Origin of the sequence: Bosea vaviloviae, from assembly GCF_001741865.1 — a bacterium.
Classification (GTDB): Bacteria; Pseudomonadota; Alphaproteobacteria; order Rhizobiales; family Beijerinckiaceae; genus Allobosea; species Allobosea vaviloviae.
On the sequence record NZ_CP017147.1, the window covers coordinates 1,267,803 to 1,283,505 of the forward strand.

13 protein-coding genes and 1 pseudogene are annotated in these 15,703 nt (G+C 64.8%); 10 read left to right on the plus strand and 4 right to left on the minus strand.

Features of this window, described 5'->3' with window-relative positions:
- The first annotated feature begins 43 nt into the window (after nucleotides 1-43).
- The 3 genes from BHK69_RS06010 to BHK69_RS06020 are packed head-to-tail and all read left to right on the plus strand — an operon-like array spanning nucleotide 44 to nucleotide 3,492.
- Nucleotides 44-1,498, plus strand: coding sequence for a TadA family conjugal transfer-associated ATPase (locus BHK69_RS06010; RefSeq protein WP_069689309.1), 1,455 nt, complete (start codon nucleotides 44-46; stop codon nucleotides 1,496-1,498).
- 28 nt (nucleotides 1,499-1,526) lie between these two features.
- Entirely contained in the window at nucleotides 1,527-2,504 is a 978-nt protein-coding gene (locus BHK69_RS06015) for a type II secretion system F family protein (RefSeq protein WP_069689310.1), read from the plus strand.
- A 10-nt stretch (nucleotides 2,505-2,514) separates the two neighbouring features.
- Nucleotides 2,515-3,492, plus strand: coding sequence for a type II secretion system F family protein (locus BHK69_RS06020; RefSeq protein ID WP_069689311.1), 978 nt, complete (start codon nucleotides 2,515-2,517; stop codon nucleotides 3,490-3,492).
- A 368-nt stretch (nucleotides 3,493-3,860) separates the two neighbouring features.
- Here the strand turns inward: BHK69_RS06020 and BHK69_RS06025 are convergent, their stop codons facing one another.
- Nucleotides 3,861-5,411, minus strand: a complete 1,551-nt coding sequence (locus BHK69_RS06025) for a phospholipase D family protein (protein ID WP_069689312.1) — start codon at nucleotides 5,409-5,411, stop codon at nucleotides 3,861-3,863.
- 121 nt (nucleotides 5,412-5,532) lie between these two features.
- Between BHK69_RS06025 and BHK69_RS31305 the strand changes: the two genes are divergently transcribed.
- Nucleotides 5,533-6,372 (plus strand): endonuclease/exonuclease/phosphatase family protein, encoded by an 840-nt coding sequence (locus BHK69_RS31305; RefSeq protein WP_083269152.1) that lies wholly within the window; start codon nucleotides 5,533-5,535, stop codon nucleotides 6,370-6,372.
- 171 nt (nucleotides 6,373-6,543) lie between these two features.
- On the opposite strand, the gene BHK69_RS06040 is transcribed toward BHK69_RS31305, so the two are convergent.
- Nucleotides 6,544-7,416 carry a tetratricopeptide repeat protein gene (locus tag BHK69_RS06040; protein WP_069689315.1) on the minus strand — a complete coding sequence of 291 codons (873 nt, stop codon included), beginning with the start codon at nucleotides 7,414-7,416 and terminating at the stop codon, nucleotides 6,544-6,546.
- 126 nt (nucleotides 7,417-7,542) lie between these two features.
- Between BHK69_RS06040 and BHK69_RS06045 the strand changes: the two genes are divergently transcribed.
- The 5 genes from BHK69_RS06045 (at nucleotide 7,543) to BHK69_RS06065 (ending at nucleotide 10,878) form a co-directional block, all read left to right on the plus strand.
- Nucleotides 7,543-8,928, plus strand: coding sequence for a leucyl aminopeptidase family protein (locus BHK69_RS06045; RefSeq protein ID WP_069693416.1), 1,386 nt, complete (start codon nucleotides 7,543-7,545; stop codon nucleotides 8,926-8,928).
- A gap of 98 nt (nucleotides 8,929-9,026) precedes the next feature.
- Complete coding sequence (locus tag BHK69_RS06050; protein WP_069689316.1) at nucleotides 9,027-9,380, plus strand: MarR family transcriptional regulator; 354 nt, start codon at nucleotides 9,027-9,029, stop codon at nucleotides 9,378-9,380.
- Nucleotides 9,381-9,426: 46 nt separating this feature from the next.
- Nucleotides 9,427-10,284, plus strand: coding sequence for a C40 family peptidase (locus BHK69_RS06055; RefSeq protein ID WP_069689317.1), 858 nt, complete (start codon nucleotides 9,427-9,429; stop codon nucleotides 10,282-10,284).
- Nucleotides 10,285-10,340: 56 nt separating this feature from the next.
- The gene (locus BHK69_RS06060) at nucleotides 10,341-10,598 is read left to right on the plus strand and encodes a type II toxin-antitoxin system ParD family antitoxin (protein ID WP_069689318.1); all 258 of its coding nucleotides are present in this window, start codon (nucleotides 10,341-10,343) and stop codon (nucleotides 10,596-10,598) included.
- Nucleotides 10,588-10,878 carry a type II toxin-antitoxin system RelE/ParE family toxin gene (locus BHK69_RS06065; protein ID WP_069689319.1) on the plus strand — a complete coding sequence of 97 codons (291 nt, stop codon included), beginning with the start codon at nucleotides 10,588-10,590 and terminating at the stop codon, nucleotides 10,876-10,878. The genes BHK69_RS06060 and BHK69_RS06065 overlap by 11 nt, the downstream gene beginning before the upstream one ends.
- A gap of 18 nt (nucleotides 10,879-10,896) precedes the next feature.
- Here BHK69_RS06065 and BHK69_RS33700 read toward each other — a convergent pair whose 3' ends face one another.
- Together BHK69_RS33700 and mutS are read right to left on the minus strand one after the other, a co-directional pair.
- Nucleotides 10,897-10,986 carry a hypothetical protein gene (locus BHK69_RS33700; protein ID WP_503413691.1) on the minus strand — a complete coding sequence of 30 codons (90 nt, stop codon included), beginning with the start codon at nucleotides 10,984-10,986 and terminating at the stop codon, nucleotides 10,897-10,899.
- Nucleotides 10,969-13,641: pseudogene (mutS, locus tag BHK69_RS06070) on the minus strand (DNA mismatch repair protein MutS); the annotation flags it as partial. The gene BHK69_RS33700 and the pseudogene mutS, both read right to left, overlap by 18 nt.
- Before the next feature lie 197 nt (nucleotides 13,642-13,838).
- On the opposite strand from mutS, the gene BHK69_RS06075 reads away from it, so the two are divergent.
- A complete protein-coding gene (locus tag BHK69_RS06075) occupies nucleotides 13,839-15,674 on the plus strand; it encodes a methyl-accepting chemotaxis protein (RefSeq protein WP_069689321.1) in 1,836 nt (611 codons plus the stop codon).
- Nucleotides 15,675-15,703: the final 29 nt, after the last annotated feature.

Sequence of the window (15,703 nt, forward strand, 5' to 3'; positions counted from 1 at the left end):
TCGGTCGGGCGGGGTCTCGCCTTGCCCGCGAAAGAGGGTTGAGATGTTCGGAAAGCGATCAGTCGGCGCAAATCCGCCCCAGGCCTTGACCGTGAAGGCGGCCGCTTCCGCGCCGGGGCTTGGGCGCACGCTCGACCAGAACACCGGGCGTGATCCGCGGCGCAGCCCGCCGCCCCCGCCCGTGCCGGTGGAGACGCCGCGCTCCGACGAATATTATCAGATGAAGAGCATGATCTTCGGGGCGTTGATCGAAGCGATCGACCTTTCGCAGCTCGCCAAGCTCGACGGTGAATCGGCGCGGGAGGAAATCCGCGACATCATCAACGAGATCATCTCGCTGAAGAATGTGGTGCTTTCCATCGCCGAGCAGGAGGAACTGCTCGACGATATCTGCAACGACGTTCTTGGCTATGGCCCGCTCGAGCCCTTGCTGGCGCGCGACGACATCGCCGACATCATGGTCAATGGCGCGACGCGTACTTTCATCGAAGTCGCCGGCAAGATCACGCTGACCAATATCCGTTTCCGCGACAATGCGCAGCTGATGAACATCTGCCAGCGCATCGTCAGCCAGGTCGGCCGACGCGTCGACGAATCCTCGCCGATCTGCGATGCGCGCCTGGCCGATGGCTCGCGCGTCAACGTCATCGCGCCGCCCTTGGCGATCGACGGCCCGGCGCTGACGATCCGCAAGTTCAAGAAGGACAAGCTGACGCTCGACCAGCTCGTGCGGTTCGGTGCGATCTCGCCGCCGGGAGCCGAGATCCTGAAGATCATCGGCAAGGTTCGCTGCAACATCGTCATCTCCGGCGGCACCGGTTCGGGCAAGACGACGCTGCTCAACTGCCTGACCAATTACATCGATCTCGATGAGCGGGTGATCACCTGCGAGGACGCCGCCGAGCTGCAACTGCAGCAACCCCATGTCGTGCGTCTCGAAACGCGCCCGCCTAATATTGAGGGCACCGGCGCCGTCACCATGCGCGACCTCGTCAAGAACTGCCTGCGCATGCGGCCCGAGCGAATCATCGTCGGCGAGGTGCGCGGACCGGAAGCCTTCGACCTGCTCCAGGCCATGAATACGGGCCATGACGGCTCGATGGGCACGCTGCATGCCAACACGCCGCGCGAATGCCTGAGCCGTATCGAATCGATGATCACCATGGGCGGCTTCAGCCTGCCGTCGAGGACGCTGCGCGAGATGATCTGCTCATCGGTCGACATCATCATCCAGGCCCAGCGCCTGCGCGACGGCTCGCGCCGCATCACGCACATCACCGAGGTGATGGGGATGGAAGGCGACGTCATCATCACCCAGGATCTGATGACCTACGAGATTCTGGGCGAAGACGCGGCCGGCAGGCTCACCGGCCGCCACCGCGCCACCGGCATCGGCCGGCCGCGCTTCTGGGAGCGGGCGCGATATTATGGCGAGGAACAGCGCCTCGCGGCGGCGATCGACATGCTGGAAAGGCACAGCGAGGCCGATGCAGCCTGACAGAGCGATCTGAGCGGAGCAACACGCCATGGATAAGAGCGTCATCGCTGTCATCGTGCTCGCGACACTCGCCGCGGGGGGTGTCGTCTATGCGCTGTTTTATCCGCTGCTCAGCGGGCAGGCCCGGGCGGAAAAGCGCCGCAAGGAGTTCGCAAGCCCGGTCGCGGCGCGCGGCATCGACCGCGAGACCCAGATGCGGGCCAAGCGCGGCCAGGTGGCTCAAAGCCTCAAGGAGATCGAGAAGCGCGAGAGCTCACGCAACAAGCTTTCCCTCGAAACACGCCTTCAGCAAGGTGGGCTGAACTGGACGCGCAAGAAATATTACATCGTCAGTGCGGTCATGGGCGTGATGACCGCACTGGCCTTGCTGCTGGCAAGCGAGAGGCCGCTTCTTGCGGTCATCGGCTTGTTCGTCGGCGGGTTCGGCCTGCCCGCCTGGTACATCAAGCGCTGCAAGACGAAGCGGCTGAAGAAATTCGGGATCGAATTCCCCAATGCGATCGACGTCATCGTCCGCGGCATCAAGGCGGGTTTGCCGCTGAACGACTGCCTGCGGATCATCGCGCATGAAGCTGCCGAGCCCGTCGCCGGTGAATTCAGGCAGATCATCGAGAGCCAGGCGCTCGGGCTGCCGCTGACGGAAGCCACTGCGAAGCTCTATGATCGTATGCCTTGCGCCGAAACGAACTTCTTCGGCATCGTGCTGGCGATCCAGCAGAAGACTGGCGGCAATCTCGCCGAGACGCTCGGAAACCTGTCTCGCGTCATCCGTGAGCGCCGCAAGATGCGCGACAAGATCCAGGCCGTCTCGATGGAGGCCAAGGCCTCGGCCGGCATCATCGGCTCATTGCCGCCTGTCGTCGCGATCCTGGTCTACCTGACCAGCCCGCGCTACATCGAACTTCTCTGGCTCACACAGACCGGCAAGGTCGCAATGGTCGCCGGCGGCATCTGGATGCTGATCGGCTGCCTGGTGATGCGCAAGATGATCAACTTCAACATTTGAGGCGGCGCGGATGATTGCTCTCATCGCAGACAAGCTCGCCGACGGGCAATTTCTGCTGTCCATGCTCGTTGCGGTCGCCGCTGCCGCGACCGTGTTGACGCTGGCGATCCCGTTGACGGAAGGCAACAGCCTGCAAAAGCGCATGAAGGGCGTCGCCAGCGAGCGCGAGAAGATCCGTGCCCGCGAGCGCGACAGGCTCAACCGGCAGAAGGACAAGGTCACGCTTCGCCAGGAACCGAAACAGTATATGCGCCGAGTCGTCGACCAATTTAAGCTCGGCGATTGGCTCGGCACGGAGACGGCGAAGCTGCAGCTCCTGATGGCCGGCTATCGCGGCCCCCAAGCTGAAGTCGGTTTCCTGTTCTTCCGCCTGGTGGCGCCGATCGGGCTTTTCCTATTCACGCTGTTCTACGTTTTCGTCCTGAACGATTTCGGCCAACCCTTCATGGTCAAGATCGGGATTGCGATTGCCGCCGCCTATCTCGGCATCAAGGCGCCGGAAGTCTTTCTGTCCAATCAGATCGGCAAGCGCCAGGCGTCGATGAGGCTGGCTTTTCCCGACGCTCTCGACCTGCTGCTGATCTGCGTCGAGTCCGGCATGTCGATGGAGCACGCCTGTCGCAAGGTCGCCGGCGAGATCGGCACGCAGTCCGTTCCGCTTGCTGAAGAGTTCGCGCTGTGCACGGCCGAGTTGGCCTATCTGGCCGAGCGCCGGCAGGCCTATGAGAATCTGGCCCTGCGTACCGGGCTTGAAAGCGTCAAATCGGTCTCGACCGCGCTGATCCAGGCCGAACGCTACGGCACGCCGCTGGGCACGGCTCTACGCACCCTGGCCCAGGAGAGCCGTGACCAGCGCATGATGGAAGCGGAGAAGAAGGCGGCTTCGTTGCCGCCCAAATTGACGGTGCCGATGATCCTGTTCTTCCTGCCGGTGCTGTTCGTCGTCATCATGACGCCAGCGCTGATCCAGGTCTTCAAATGGCAATGAGAAGGCTTTTGGTGTCGGATGTCGCCGTGAGACTGGAGCGTGCCGAAATCGGACACGGACGAGACTGATATGCGCTCTGCCCTATCGAATATGACGAACGATTCCAGATGCTTGCGTGAAACCCATAATTTCGCGTGCTGAGGAGCGGAATGTCCGTCCGAATGAGCTTCCTCTCTCAAAATCGATAGCTAATGCAGTCTCATTATGAGGGCGGCTGAACCGCGGTCCCAACACGACGACCGCTTGTTCTTTGCGGGCGAAGCATGTTCGACACGCGCCTTTTCGACCGCTCACAGCGCTTAGGATAGCCGTGGAGGCATTCGGGAACGCTGAATTAGCAACAAGCCGGCTGAAGGCGCGGGCACCGCTCAAAGCTGGGATTCGAGGGGCAAAATTCGAATGACGCGCGCAGCAAACCGACGCCACAGGCTGGCCGAGGGCTCGTAAACCTGGGGTGCACCTCCAGCTTTAGCATGATCGCTCCAGGCAACCCGATCATCGATTAGGCTAACGCGGAAGGCGGATGCGGATATCGTTTGTTGGTGGACAACGGAATTCACCTGCTCAACCAGCGTCCGATCCGAAAACAGGACACCCATTTCGGTGTTCAGCGAGGCCGAGCGCGGATCGAAGTTGAAGGATCCGATAAAGCCGGAGCGCCGGTCCACGGTAAATGCCTTGGTGTGGAGGCTCGCCCCCTTCGATCCGAAGAGAGAGGCTCTCTGCGCGGGCATGTCCGGCCGCAGCTCGAAGAGCTCCACACCGCCCCGCAGCAACGGTTTCCGATAGGATGCATAGGCACCATGCACGGCCACCACATCCGTTGCAGCAAGCGAATTCGTCAGCACCGACACCGCCACGCCGCCTTTCGACAGCCGCCGCAGCGCGTCCACGCCCCTGTCCCCTGGAATGAAATACGGGGACACGATCCTCAGCTCGTCGCGCGCCGTCTCGATGGTTTTATAGATCCGATCGGCGAGCCAGCCCTTTTGGCCGACTGCCCACGCCTTTTCGGCGGGGTCGGATACGATCTCGACTTCAGTCGTCCAGCTTAGTTGGCCGGCGGCGCGGAGCACGCCATCGCAACTATCGAGCTTGGCCAAATGCTGGAGATAGGGTTCGGCGTCCGTCGCGGTCGTGCGGTCCTTCGGACGATTCGACGTATGAAGTCTACGCGATATGGGGCGGCTTAGCGCACTGATCGGAACTGCGACTGCACTGTTCCAGAAATCGTCAAAAATGTCCTGAACGCTGCGCAAGCCTTCGCCGACAAACAGCAAATCCATATCGTGAAAATTCGTTGTCTTCGCCGCGTCGAAATACGCATCGCCGATATTTCTGCCGCCGACGATGGCCAAACGCCCATCAGCGATCCACGACTTGTTGTGCATACGCCGGGTCGTCCTAAAGACGCGCAGGGCTAGTTCCAGGCCACGCCGCAACCCATTCGAGCGATTTCGACTGGGGTTAAACAGCCGAACCTCGATGTGGGGGTGGCTGTCGAGGGCGAGGTAGCTCGAATCGTTTCCGCGGGTGTTAATGTCGTCGATCAGCATGCGGACGCGCACGCCTCGGTCGGCTGCTGCGAGAACCTCCCTCGCGAGCAGGTTTCCGGTCAGATCCTCGCACCAGTAGTAATATTGCAGGTCAAGACTACGCCCGGCGTTGCGCGCAGCGAGGACACGCATCTCAAAAGCATGGAGATTGTCTGACAAAAGCACCAAGCCCGTTGCTCCGTCGTGATTCCGGAGGAGCGGGGCGAGCTCGCGATCCAACGGTGTCGCATCGTCACGAACGGGGAGAGCTGAAGAGGGTTCGCCCTTTGCCCGCCTGGCAAACCGCCCGTACGAATAGAACGCCGCCGTCGTGGCGAGCGTGATGACCACCAAGCAACTGGCCAGGATTTCGAAAAGCGGCATGCGCGCAACCGTTAAAACGTGTCGCGAAGATAACCCGGCTCGATCACATTCGTTCGCTCGTCGCTGAACTCTCGCCTCGCTTCGGCATTGATGAGTTGCAGGCCGCCTTGGGACAATCTTGATGCACGAAACCGATCTTCACGAACCTCGTCGGACCAGGCGCTTGCCGGCGCTGCGCATCTCGAGCTGGAGTCGGGACCGGGCGGGGGCAGGTTCCCGGCCCGAATCACACCATTCCACCAGCGAGCTGACGATAGCCTCGTACAACATTCATAAAGCTGTCGGCCGGGATCACCGTTTTGCTCCCGACCGCATCGTGGAAGTTCTCAAACAGATCGACGCCGATATTGTTGCGCTGCAGGAGGCCGATCAGCGCTTTGGTGCACGGGCGGGTTTGCTCGATCTGGGACTTCTGCACCGCAAGACGGGATTACGACCGGTTATGATCGAAACGCGCTGGCAAGGTCATGGCTGGCACGGGAATGTCGTGCTGTTTCGCAACGGACGCGTCACGGCTAGCCGACAACTCGTATTGCCCGGCGTAGAACCGCGCGGTGCTCTGATCATAGACCTGTCGATGGGGGCCGCTGACGTTCGCATTGTCGCAGCCCATCTTGGCCTCCTTCGACGCTCGCGCTCGAAGCAGGTCGAAGCGCTCGTGAATGCTTCAAAGCCTACCGACGGCAGGCCAGTTTTTCTAATGGGCGACCTGAATGAATGGCGCCTGGGCAAAAAATCGACACTGCATGGACTCGCGCCGAAGTTTGGACCGCTCCATGCTGCAATACCGAGTTTTCCCGCCGGGTTTCCGCTCTGGGCCCTCGATAGGATCGTTGGCTATCCTGCCGAAACAATTGTGCGGGTTGAGCTTCATGACACACCCCTTGCTCGCATTGCGTCCGATCATTTGCCGATCAAGGCCATCGTCACACCATCCATGGGCACCCGCCAGGCGCATTGACGGGAGCAGCGATCGCCGAGCGGCGTCGAACGCAGCCAAAGCCGTTCGCCGGCCCAATCTGGTTGGATACCCTGCATTCACGCCGTGGCGCAATCTCCAGGCATGGGATGCTGGCGCGGCACCGGAAGCATGATTGCCCCGGCCTAGGTCGTCTTTCCCAGAGCTCGGTACTCAGACCTTGGGCGCTTCGCCCATCGGTGCTTCCGGCTTGCGGGCGGTTGTCTTACCCTTGCTGCCGCCGGCCCTCAGAACGTCCCAGCTATTCGTCTGACTGACGCTGCGCTTGAGGTAAGCGATTGTGGCCGCGGCTTCCGTGGGGCTCTGGTCCTGCCGGGCCAGCGTTTCGGCTTCGCCGAAGCGGCCCTGCAGGCCGAGCACGAGGACGAGATTTTGCCGCACGCGCGCATCGCTGCGGTTGGAGGTGGCGGCCTCGCGCAGGACCCGTTCAGCCTCGGGCAAATGCTTCGAGAGCGCTAAGGAGAGGCCGAGATTGGACATCACGGTCGGCTCACCGGGCGCGAGCTTGAGCGCTGCCTGATAGAGCTGCTGCGCGCGTTCGGGCTCGCCGAGCTGGTCAGCCACCGTGCCTTGCGCCGAGAGGATGCGCCAATCCGGCCGTTCCGGCGAATGCGCGCGGGAGAGCACTTCGTCCGCCTCTTTCAACCGGCCATTATCGGCGAGAGAACGGCCATAGGCCCCCAGCATTTCGCGATCATTGGTATGGATCAGGACTGCGCCCTGCAGCACGGCCAGCGCCTGGGCATTCTGGTCGAGCGCGCGCAAGGCGCGGGCATAGTAGAAGGCGGCGTCGCGCTCCTTGGGGTTGGCGTCGTAGCGCTTGCCCCAACGCTGGCTCTCTGCCTGCCAATCGGCCGGATTGCGCGGCTGGGCCTCGCTGCGGCCGATCGAGCCTGTGATATCGCCGAGCCCGCTGCGGCTTTGGCAGCCGGCAGTGGCAAATGCGGCCAGGCAGACGGCAGCCAGAAGGCCGGTGCGGACAAGCCTGCGAGAGGCCATCAGGGGCGCTGGAAGGCTGGCGGACATGGCGGGATCGCCTCGCAACGATGGAAAATCTGGTCCTGCCGGTGATAAAACGTTAACCCTAATGCATTCTTAACCACGGCCTCGCGACCGGTTCCCGACCTCGCTTTCGATCAGGTGTCCATCTCCGTGCACAGCCTTCTCGTTTCCGCCTCGCCTTCGGCCATTCCGGTTCATGTCGTCTCGAAAGCCGGGTTACCCACGCTGCTTGAAGCCCTGGCGCCGGAAGGCCGGCGCTTTGCGCAGGCTCAGGGCTTCGCCGCCCGGCCGGGCCAGCATCTAGTCTTGCCCGATGCTTCGGGAGCGGTTGCTGCCGTCCTGCTCGGCGTCGAATCGTCTGAATCGCGTCGCCGCGATCCTTTCGCGCCCGGCCGGCTCGCGGCGATCTTGCCGGCGGGAGACTATGTGCTGTCGGGCGAGATCGGTGATGCCGGCCTGGCTGCGCTGGCTTGGCTGCTTCAGGGGTACCGCTTCGACCGCTATCGCAATCCCGCTTCCGCCATGGCCCGCCTCGTGCTGCCCGCTGGAGTCGATGGCGAGGAGCTGAGCGCGGTCGCGACGTCTGTCATGCTTGCGCGTGATCTCGTCAATACGCCGGCCAATGACATGGGCCCGACCGAGATCGAGACGGCGATTCGCACGCTCGGCGAGGAATGCGGCGCCACCGTCACCAGCATCGTCGGTGACGATCTGCTGGCCAGGAATTTCCCGATGATCCATGCGGTCGGCCGCGCTTCGCCGCGCGCGCCGCGTCTGATCGATCTGGTCTGGGGCGATCCCAACCATCCCAAGGTCACGCTTGTGGGCAAGGGGGTCGCCTTCGACACTGGCGGCCTCGATCTCAAGCCGTCGGCGGGCATGCTGCTGATGAAGAAGGATATGGGCGGGGCTGCCGCGGCGATCGCCGCCGCGCGCATGATCATGCTGGCGAAGCTTCCGGTCCGTCTGCGCCTGCTCGTCCCGGCGGTGGAGAATGCGGTCTCGGGCTCAGCCTTCCGGCCCGGAGACGTGCTGCAAAGCCGCAAGGGCATCACGGTCGAGATCGGCAATACCGACGCGGAAGGTCGGCTTATCCTGGCCGATGCGCTGGCGCTCGCCGATGAGGAGGCGCCGGAGCTGCTGATCGACTACGCCACGCTGACGGGTGCGGCCCGCGTCGCGCTTGGGCCGGAATTGCCGCCCTTCTATACGCATGACGAGGGGTTGGCCGCCGAGATCGCCCGCCTCGGCAATGCGGTGAATGATCCGGTCTGGCGGCTGCCGCTCTGGCCGCCCTATGACGGTTTGCTCGATTCCAAGATCGCCGACGTCAATCATGTCTCGGGCGGCAGCTTTGCCGGCTCGGTCACGGCGGCCCTGTTCCTGAACCGCTTCGTCGAGAAGAGCGCGTCCTACGCCCATTTCGACATCTATGGCTGGACGCCATCGGCCAAACCCGGTCGGCCGGAGGGCGGCGAGTGCCAGGCCGCCCGCCTGACCTATGCGCTGCTGAAACAGCTTCACCCCATCGGCTAAGCCTCTTCTGTCGGTTAAGCTTCTTGCGCGACAGCGATTGCGCCCGGGCCGAAGGCGCATAATGATACGGGTCCGTAACGATCGGGATCCGCGTATTCATGCCCTTGGAGATCAGGCCCGCGCAGGCGCTCAGACTGTGGCGGCAGGTGCATCTCGATCTGGTGCGCGACGGGCAGGCCGATCTTTCGGCCCGCCAGACCGCGATCCTGCTGACGATCTATCTCGAATTGCCGCCCCATACCGTGCGCGGGCTCGCCGCGCAGCTCGGCGTCACCAAGCCGGTGATCACGCGCGCGCTCGACACCATGGGCAAGCTCGGCCTCGTCAGCCGGCGGCGGGATGAGTTCGACCGCCGCAATGTCATCATCCAGCGCACCGTGGCAGGCGCGCTCGCGGTCGAGAAGTTGGCTGATCTGGTGACGGAGCGCGCAAGGGAGCTCGGCGGTGGCTAACACCCACAGTCTTCGCGCGTTAACCGGTAGCGGCTAGATTGCGGCCATGAGCCTGATTCTCGATCATCGTGTCACGCCTGCCCGCCCCGATCTCGCCGCCAGCCGCTTGCGGGGCCAGGTCGAGGCGCGCGCTTTCGTCGATCCCGAGCCGAGGCGCGTCGTCGCGGCCTCGGCGCCCGTGCGCCGCGAGCCGCGCCCCGATGCACCCCTCGATACGGAAGCGTTGTCGGGCGAGTTGGTCGATGTCTATGAGAGCCATGAAGGCTGGGCCTGGGTCCAGCTCGCCACCGACGGCTATGTCGGCTACGTGCCCGACGACGCCTTGCGATTAGACGCCCCCGTGCCGACACACCGCGTCTCGGCGCTTCGGACCTTCATCTATCCCGGCGCATCGATGAAATTGCCACCGCTGGAGGCCTTGTCCCTCGGCGCGAGCGTCACGGTCACGGGAGAGGCCGGCGACTTCCTCGTGCTTGCTGATGGCGGGCATGTCTTCGCCGCTCATCTGTCCGCCACCGACGCCTATGAACCCGATTTTGTCGCAGTCGCCGAGCGCTTCCTGCATGTGCCCTATCTCTGGGGCGGCAAGACCAGTCTCGGGCTCGATTGCTCCGGGCTGACGCAACTCTCGCTGGCGGCGGCAGGCGTCGGTTCGCCGCGCGATTCCGACATGCTGGAGGCGTCGCTCGGCCACCCCGTTGCCTTTGACGACAGTCTTCAGGGCCTGCAACGCGGCGATCTCGTCTTCTGGAAGGGCCATGTCGGCATCCTGACCGACCCGGAGACGCTGCTGCACGCCACCGCCTATACGATGACGGTCTATAGCGAGCCGTTGCGCACGGCCCGCGACCGCATCCAGGCCAAGAGCTTCGGCGCGATCACGGGCGTTCGGCGGCTGGGATAATCCAATCTTGGCAATCTTTGCCAAATATGTGAATCTCGTCGCCACAGGAGGCTGCCATGGCGACGATGAACGTGTCCCTACCCGACCAGATGAAGGCCTGGGTCGAGACGCAGGCCGAGAGCGGCCGCTACGGCAACGCCAGCGACTATGTCCGCGACCTGATCCGGCGCGACCAGGAGCGGCAGGACAAGATCGCAGCATTCCAGCGGCTGATCGATGAAGGCCGCGCTAGCGGCGTCAGCACGCGGGCTTTGGACGAGGTCTGGGAGGAGGCCCGTCGCCGCGCCAAAGAGCTTGGCCTCGATGGCGGTTAGGCGAACGCCGCGAGCCGACCAGGATCTGGTCGGGATTTATCTCGAAGGCGTCGGGCAATTCGGGCAAAGGCAAGCCGAGATTTACGCGGCCAACCTTAGTTCATGCTTCGAATTGCTCGCCTCCCAGCCTTTGATGGCGCGAGAGCGAACGGAAATTCAACCGCCGGTCCGGGTGCATGCCCATGGCAGTCATATCATCGTCTACGCAGTCGATGAGGAGGACATCCTGATCATGCGCGTCCTGCACGGCCGTCGCGATTGGGAACGCGAGTTTCAGTAGTCTTCTGATCGCTTGCCGTCACCCCAGCCCCTTCAGCCGATACAGTGCCTCCATCGCTTGGCGTGGCGTCATTTCGTCGAGGTCGAGCTCATCCAGCGCCTCGCGCAGCGCATCGACTGCAGCAATGGCCAGGACAGGCGCAGTCCGCCTGACCGGCGCGGCGAAGAGCGGCAGGTCATCGACCAGCGAGGCGACCGGCTTCTCGCGCTCGGTCTTCTCCAGTTCACTGAGGATCGCGCGTGCCCGTTCGACCACGGCGAGCGGCAGGCCGGCGAGCTTGGCGACCTGGATGCCGTAGGAGCGGTCGGCCGCGCCCGCTACCACTTCGTGCAGGAAGATCACCTCCCCGTTCCATTCGGTGACGCGAACGGTCGCGTTGGAGACGCGCTCCAGCCGGTCTCCGAGCGCGGTGAGCTCGTGATAATGCGTCGCAAACAGCGAGCGGCAGCGATTGACCTCGTGCAGATGCTCGATCGCTGCCCAGGCGATCGAGAGCCCGTCGAAGGTCGCGGTGCCGCGCCCGATCTCGTCGAGGATGACGAGGGCGCGCGGCCCGGCCTGGTTCAGGATCGCGGCGGTTTCGACCATCTCGACCATGAAGGTCGAGCGGCCGCGCGCAAGATCGTCGGCCGCGCCCACGCGCGAGAACAGCCGGTCGACGATGCCGAGATGGGCGCTGGCTGCGGGCACGAAAGAGCCCATCTGCGCCAGCACTGCGATCAGCGCATTCTGGCGCAGAAAGGTCGATTTGCCCGCCATGTTCGGGCCGGTGATCAGGCAGATGCGTCCGCCGCCGCTACTTTCGCCAGGCGGCGAGAGTTCGCTGTCATTGGCGACGAAGGGCTTGCCGTCGCGCTTGAGCGCGGCTTCCACCACTGGGTGGCGTCCGCCTGTGATGGTGAAGGCAGCGCTGTCGTCGATGACCGGACGGCTCCAGCCTTCGCGGCTGGCGAGTTCCGCGAGCCCGGCGAAGACGTCGATCTCGGCGAGCGCGGCGGCTGCGGCCTTGATCGGCTCGGCCTGAGCCAGCACCGCCTCGCACAAGGCCGCGAAGACGCCAAGCTCAAGCTTCAAGGCACGATCGGCGGCCGATGCGATCTTGGCCTCAAGTTCGCCGAGCTCGACCGAGGAGAAGCGCATCGCATCCGACATCGTCTGCCGGTGCACGAAGGTCGCCCGCCAGGGCTCCTTCAGGAAATCCTCGCCGACGGCCTGGGGCACCTCGACGAAGTAGCCGAGCATGGAATTATGCTTGATCCGCAGCGTCCGGCAGCCAGTCTCGGCACTGTAGCGCGCTTGGAGTTGCGCGATGACCTTGCGGGAATCGACCTGCAGCAGCCGCAGTTCGTCGAGGGCGGCGTCGAAGCCCTCGCGGACGAAGCGGCCGTCGCGGCGGTTGAGCGGGAGTTCTTCGGCCAGCGTATCGGTCAACCGGGTCGGGAGAGCCGGATCGGTCGCCGCAAGCGCGCTGGCGGCGTTGGCGAGATCCTGCGGCAGCGTCGCCTGGCGGGCGAGCAGGGCTGCGATCTCGCGTGCGGCGGTGAGGCCTGCCCCTAGTGCGGCGAGGTCGCGCGGACCGCCACGGTCGAGCGAGAGGCGGGCGAGCGCACGCGCCACATCGGGAACGCGGGCAAGCGCGCGCTGAAGATCCTCGCGCAGGGCGCTGTCGGCAACGAGCGCCGCGATGGCGTCGTGCCGATTGGCGATGGCGGCGGTATCCGTCAGCGGTCCGGCTAGTCGCTCGGCGAGCAGGCGCGCGCCGCCCGGTGTCGCCGTCCGGTCGATGGTGGCGAGCAGGCTTCCCGTCCGCTCGCCCGACAGGGTCCGCGTCAATTCGAGATTGGTCCGCGTCGCGGCGTCGATCAGCATGGTGCCGGCGCCGGCATCGCGCACCGGTGGCGACAAGGGCGGTCGTGCGCCGAACTGCGTGCGCTCGACATAGGCGAGCGCGGCGCCCGCCGCCGCGATCTCGGCGCGTGTGAAGGCGCCGAAGGCGTCCAGCGTGGCGACGCCGAAGAACTCCTTGAGCCTGCGCTCGGCCGAGGCTGCGTCCAGCCCCTCGCGCGCCAGCGGCGTCACCGGCACATTGACCTCGCGCCAGAACGCCTTCATCGCCGGGTCGTCATAGATCGCGTCGGGGCAGACGATCTCGCGCGGTTCGAGGCGCGCGAACTCGATTGCGAGCCGCTCCTGCGGCGTCTCCATCACGCTGAAGCGCCCGGTCGAGATGTCGATGGCCGCCAGCCCATAGAGCGCGCCGTCGTCGCTGAGCTTGCGGCGCGCGACCGCGACCAGCAGGCTCGCGCGGCCGGGTTCGAGCAGGCGCTCCTCGGTGATGGTGCCGGGCGTGACAAGCCGCACCACATCGCGCCGCACTACCGATTTGGGGCCGCGCTTCTTGGCCTCGGCGGGATCCTCGACCTGCTCGCAGACGGCGACGCGATGGCCGGCCGCGATCAGCCTCTGGAGGTAGTCGTCGGCGCGCTCGACAGGGACGCCGCACATCGCGATGTCGTGGCCTTGATGCTTGCCGCGCTTGGTCAGCACGATACCGAGCGTGCGCGAGGCGATCTCGGCATCGCTGAAGAACAATTCGTAGAAATCGCCCATCCGGTAGAACAGCAGGCAGTCGGGATTGGCCGCTTTGATCTCGACATATTGCGCCATCATCGGCGTGACGCGCGCGGCCTCGTCCTTTGGCGCCGTCGGAGGGACGGGGCCGGGGTCGTTTCGCTCGGAAAGGGGATCGGTGGCATGACGCATGGCGCGGCGAACGCTAGCGATTCGGTCTCGGCTTGGGAACCTCACGGAGGCGCGCCATCCCCGGCAAACGGGATTTTGATGTGGAGCTTTCGGCGATCGCGACCGAGGCGCTCTACGGTTTATAATTTATCAATGGCGCCCGGCTTAAGTAACGGGACGGAAACTTCCCTCCGCCCGTCCTGGTTGTGCGTACCGCCATGCTGTTCGAACTGTTCAGAGGCCTCAGCTACCTCCTGATCGCGGCGGTCTTCGTGCCGCTGGCGATGCAGCGGCTCGGCGAACGCCATCTGCTTCGCCAAATCATCGTCGGGATCGTCTTCGCCGCGGCAGGCTGCGCCAGCATGCTCGACCCGGTCGTCGTCAAACCCGGTATCCTGCTCGACTTCCGAAATGTCGTCGCCGGTCTTTCCGGCCCGCTGGGCGGGCCGATCTCGGCCGTGATCTCGACCGTCGTGATCGGCGGCGTGCGCCTCTATCTGGGGGGTGAAGGCGCGGTGCCGGGCTTTGTCGGCATCCTGCTCTGCGGCGCCATCGGCGGCATTTACGGATGGCGGCTTCGGCGCGCGAGCCGGGCTGCGGCGATGCGGGACCTGATCTTCATCGGTCTCGTCGCAGCCTGGATGCCGGTGCTGATCATCTCGATTTTCGTGCCGTTTCCGGAGGCCTGGGAACTGATGCCATTCTTCTCCGGCCTGGGTCCGACGGCGATCAACCTGCTCGCCGCCTGCCTCATCGGCTATGTCATGACCAGCGACCAGCAGCGCGTCGAGACCCTGCGCCAGCTCGAGGCCTTCACTGCCAACACGCCGGGCGTGCTCTACCAGAAGATCATCAAGCCCGACGGCGTGGTCAGCTACAAATTCGCCAGCACCGGCATCGAGAAGCTGCTCGACGTCACGCGCGAGCAGGTCGAGCGCGAGCCGACGAGTTGGCTGCGCTGGATGGCACCCGAGGACCGCGAGGTGCTGACCAGGGAGAATGCCAGGAGCGTCGCTGAACACGCTCTCGCACCTTGGCGCTTCGAGGCCCGCCACCAGAAGGATGACGGCTCGATCGTCTGGCTGCGTACCGATGCGGCCGCACGCCGCCTGGCGGATGGCTCGATCTGCTGGGACGGCATCCTGACCGACGTCACCGCAGAGCGCACGCTGGAGAACCGCCGTCAGGACATCGAAAACAGCCGCAAGGCGGCGCTCGAGGATCTCGCCGTCCAGCTGGAGGTCACCGTCGGCAAGGCTCTTCAGGGCATGGGGCAGTCGGTGCGCAGCATGCATGAAGCCGCCAGCGAAATGGCGAGCAGCGCCAACAAGACGGCGCAGCGCGCGGCCGACGTCACGCAGCAGGCCGAGGGCGCCTCGCAGCGCGTCGGTAGCGTTGCCGTCGCTGCCGAGGAGATCGAGGCCTCGATCCGCGAGCTGACGCGCCAGACCGCCCATGCCGACCAGACCGCGCGCGATGCGGCGAGCTATGTGCGCTCGACGCGCCGCGACGTCGCCGGCCTCGCCGAGGCGGCCGACAAGGTCAGCGCGGTGCTCGATTTCATCGAGGACATCGCCGCCCGCACCAATCTGCTCGCTCTGAACGCGACCATCGAGGCGGCACGCGCAGGCGCCGCCGGGCGCGGCTTTGCGGTCGTTGCCGGCGAGGTCAAGAATCTGGCCGAGCAGACCCAGAAGGCGACGCGCGACATCGCCGAGACGCTGCAGGAGATTCGCGGCGCGGCCGCCACGGCATCGGATGCCGTCGCGCATATCGAGGGCACGATGACCTCGATCGAGCAGACCTCCGGTATCCTCGCTGATGTTGTCAGCCGGCAGGCCGACATCGCCTCGAACATCGCCGCCGACGCGCAGGCCGTCGCCGGCAGCACCAGCGTCGTCACCGCCAGCGTCGGCACGGTCGGCGACGAGGCGCGCATCACTGGCGATGCAGCTGTGCGCGTGGTCGCGGCGGCCCGCAAGGTCGATGAGCAGACCGTGGCGCTCGACCGCTATGTCGGCGATTTCGTGCAGAGCGTGCGCGGCCGGCTCTGACGGCACTGAGCCCCCAGCCGCGCGATTTT

Bases quoted from the DNA above. Each gene is read 5' to 3' on its own strand.
- BHK69_RS06075 (WP_069689321.1), top strand. From the start codon at position 13,839: ATGCTGTTCGAACTGTTCAGAGGCCTCAGCTACCTCCTGATCGCGGCG.
- BHK69_RS06010 (WP_069689309.1), top strand. From the start codon at position 44: ATGTTCGGAAAGCGATCAGTCGGCGCAAATCCGCCCCAGGCCTTGACC.
- BHK69_RS31305 (WP_083269152.1), top strand. From the start codon at position 5,533: ATGCACGAAACCGATCTTCACGAACCTCGTCGGACCAGGCGCTTGCCG.
- BHK69_RS06025 (WP_069689312.1), bottom strand. From the start codon at position 5,411: ATGCCGCTTTTCGAAATCCTGGCCAGTTGCTTGGTGGTCATCACGCTC.
- BHK69_RS06060 (WP_069689318.1), top strand. From the start codon at position 10,341: ATGGCGACGATGAACGTGTCCCTACCCGACCAGATGAAGGCCTGGGTC.
- BHK69_RS06055 (WP_069689317.1), top strand. From the start codon at position 9,427: ATGAGCCTGATTCTCGATCATCGTGTCACGCCTGCCCGCCCCGATCTC.
- BHK69_RS06015 (WP_069689310.1), top strand. From the start codon at position 1,527: ATGGATAAGAGCGTCATCGCTGTCATCGTGCTCGCGACACTCGCCGCG.
- BHK69_RS06050 (WP_069689316.1), top strand. From the start codon at position 9,027: ATGCCCTTGGAGATCAGGCCCGCGCAGGCGCTCAGACTGTGGCGGCAG.
- BHK69_RS06020 (WP_069689311.1), top strand. From the start codon at position 2,515: ATGATTGCTCTCATCGCAGACAAGCTCGCCGACGGGCAATTTCTGCTG.
- BHK69_RS06040 (WP_069689315.1), bottom strand. From the start codon at position 7,416: ATGTCCGCCAGCCTTCCAGCGCCCCTGATGGCCTCTCGCAGGCTTGTC.
- BHK69_RS06065 (WP_069689319.1), top strand. From the start codon at position 10,588: ATGGCGGTTAGGCGAACGCCGCGAGCCGACCAGGATCTGGTCGGGATT.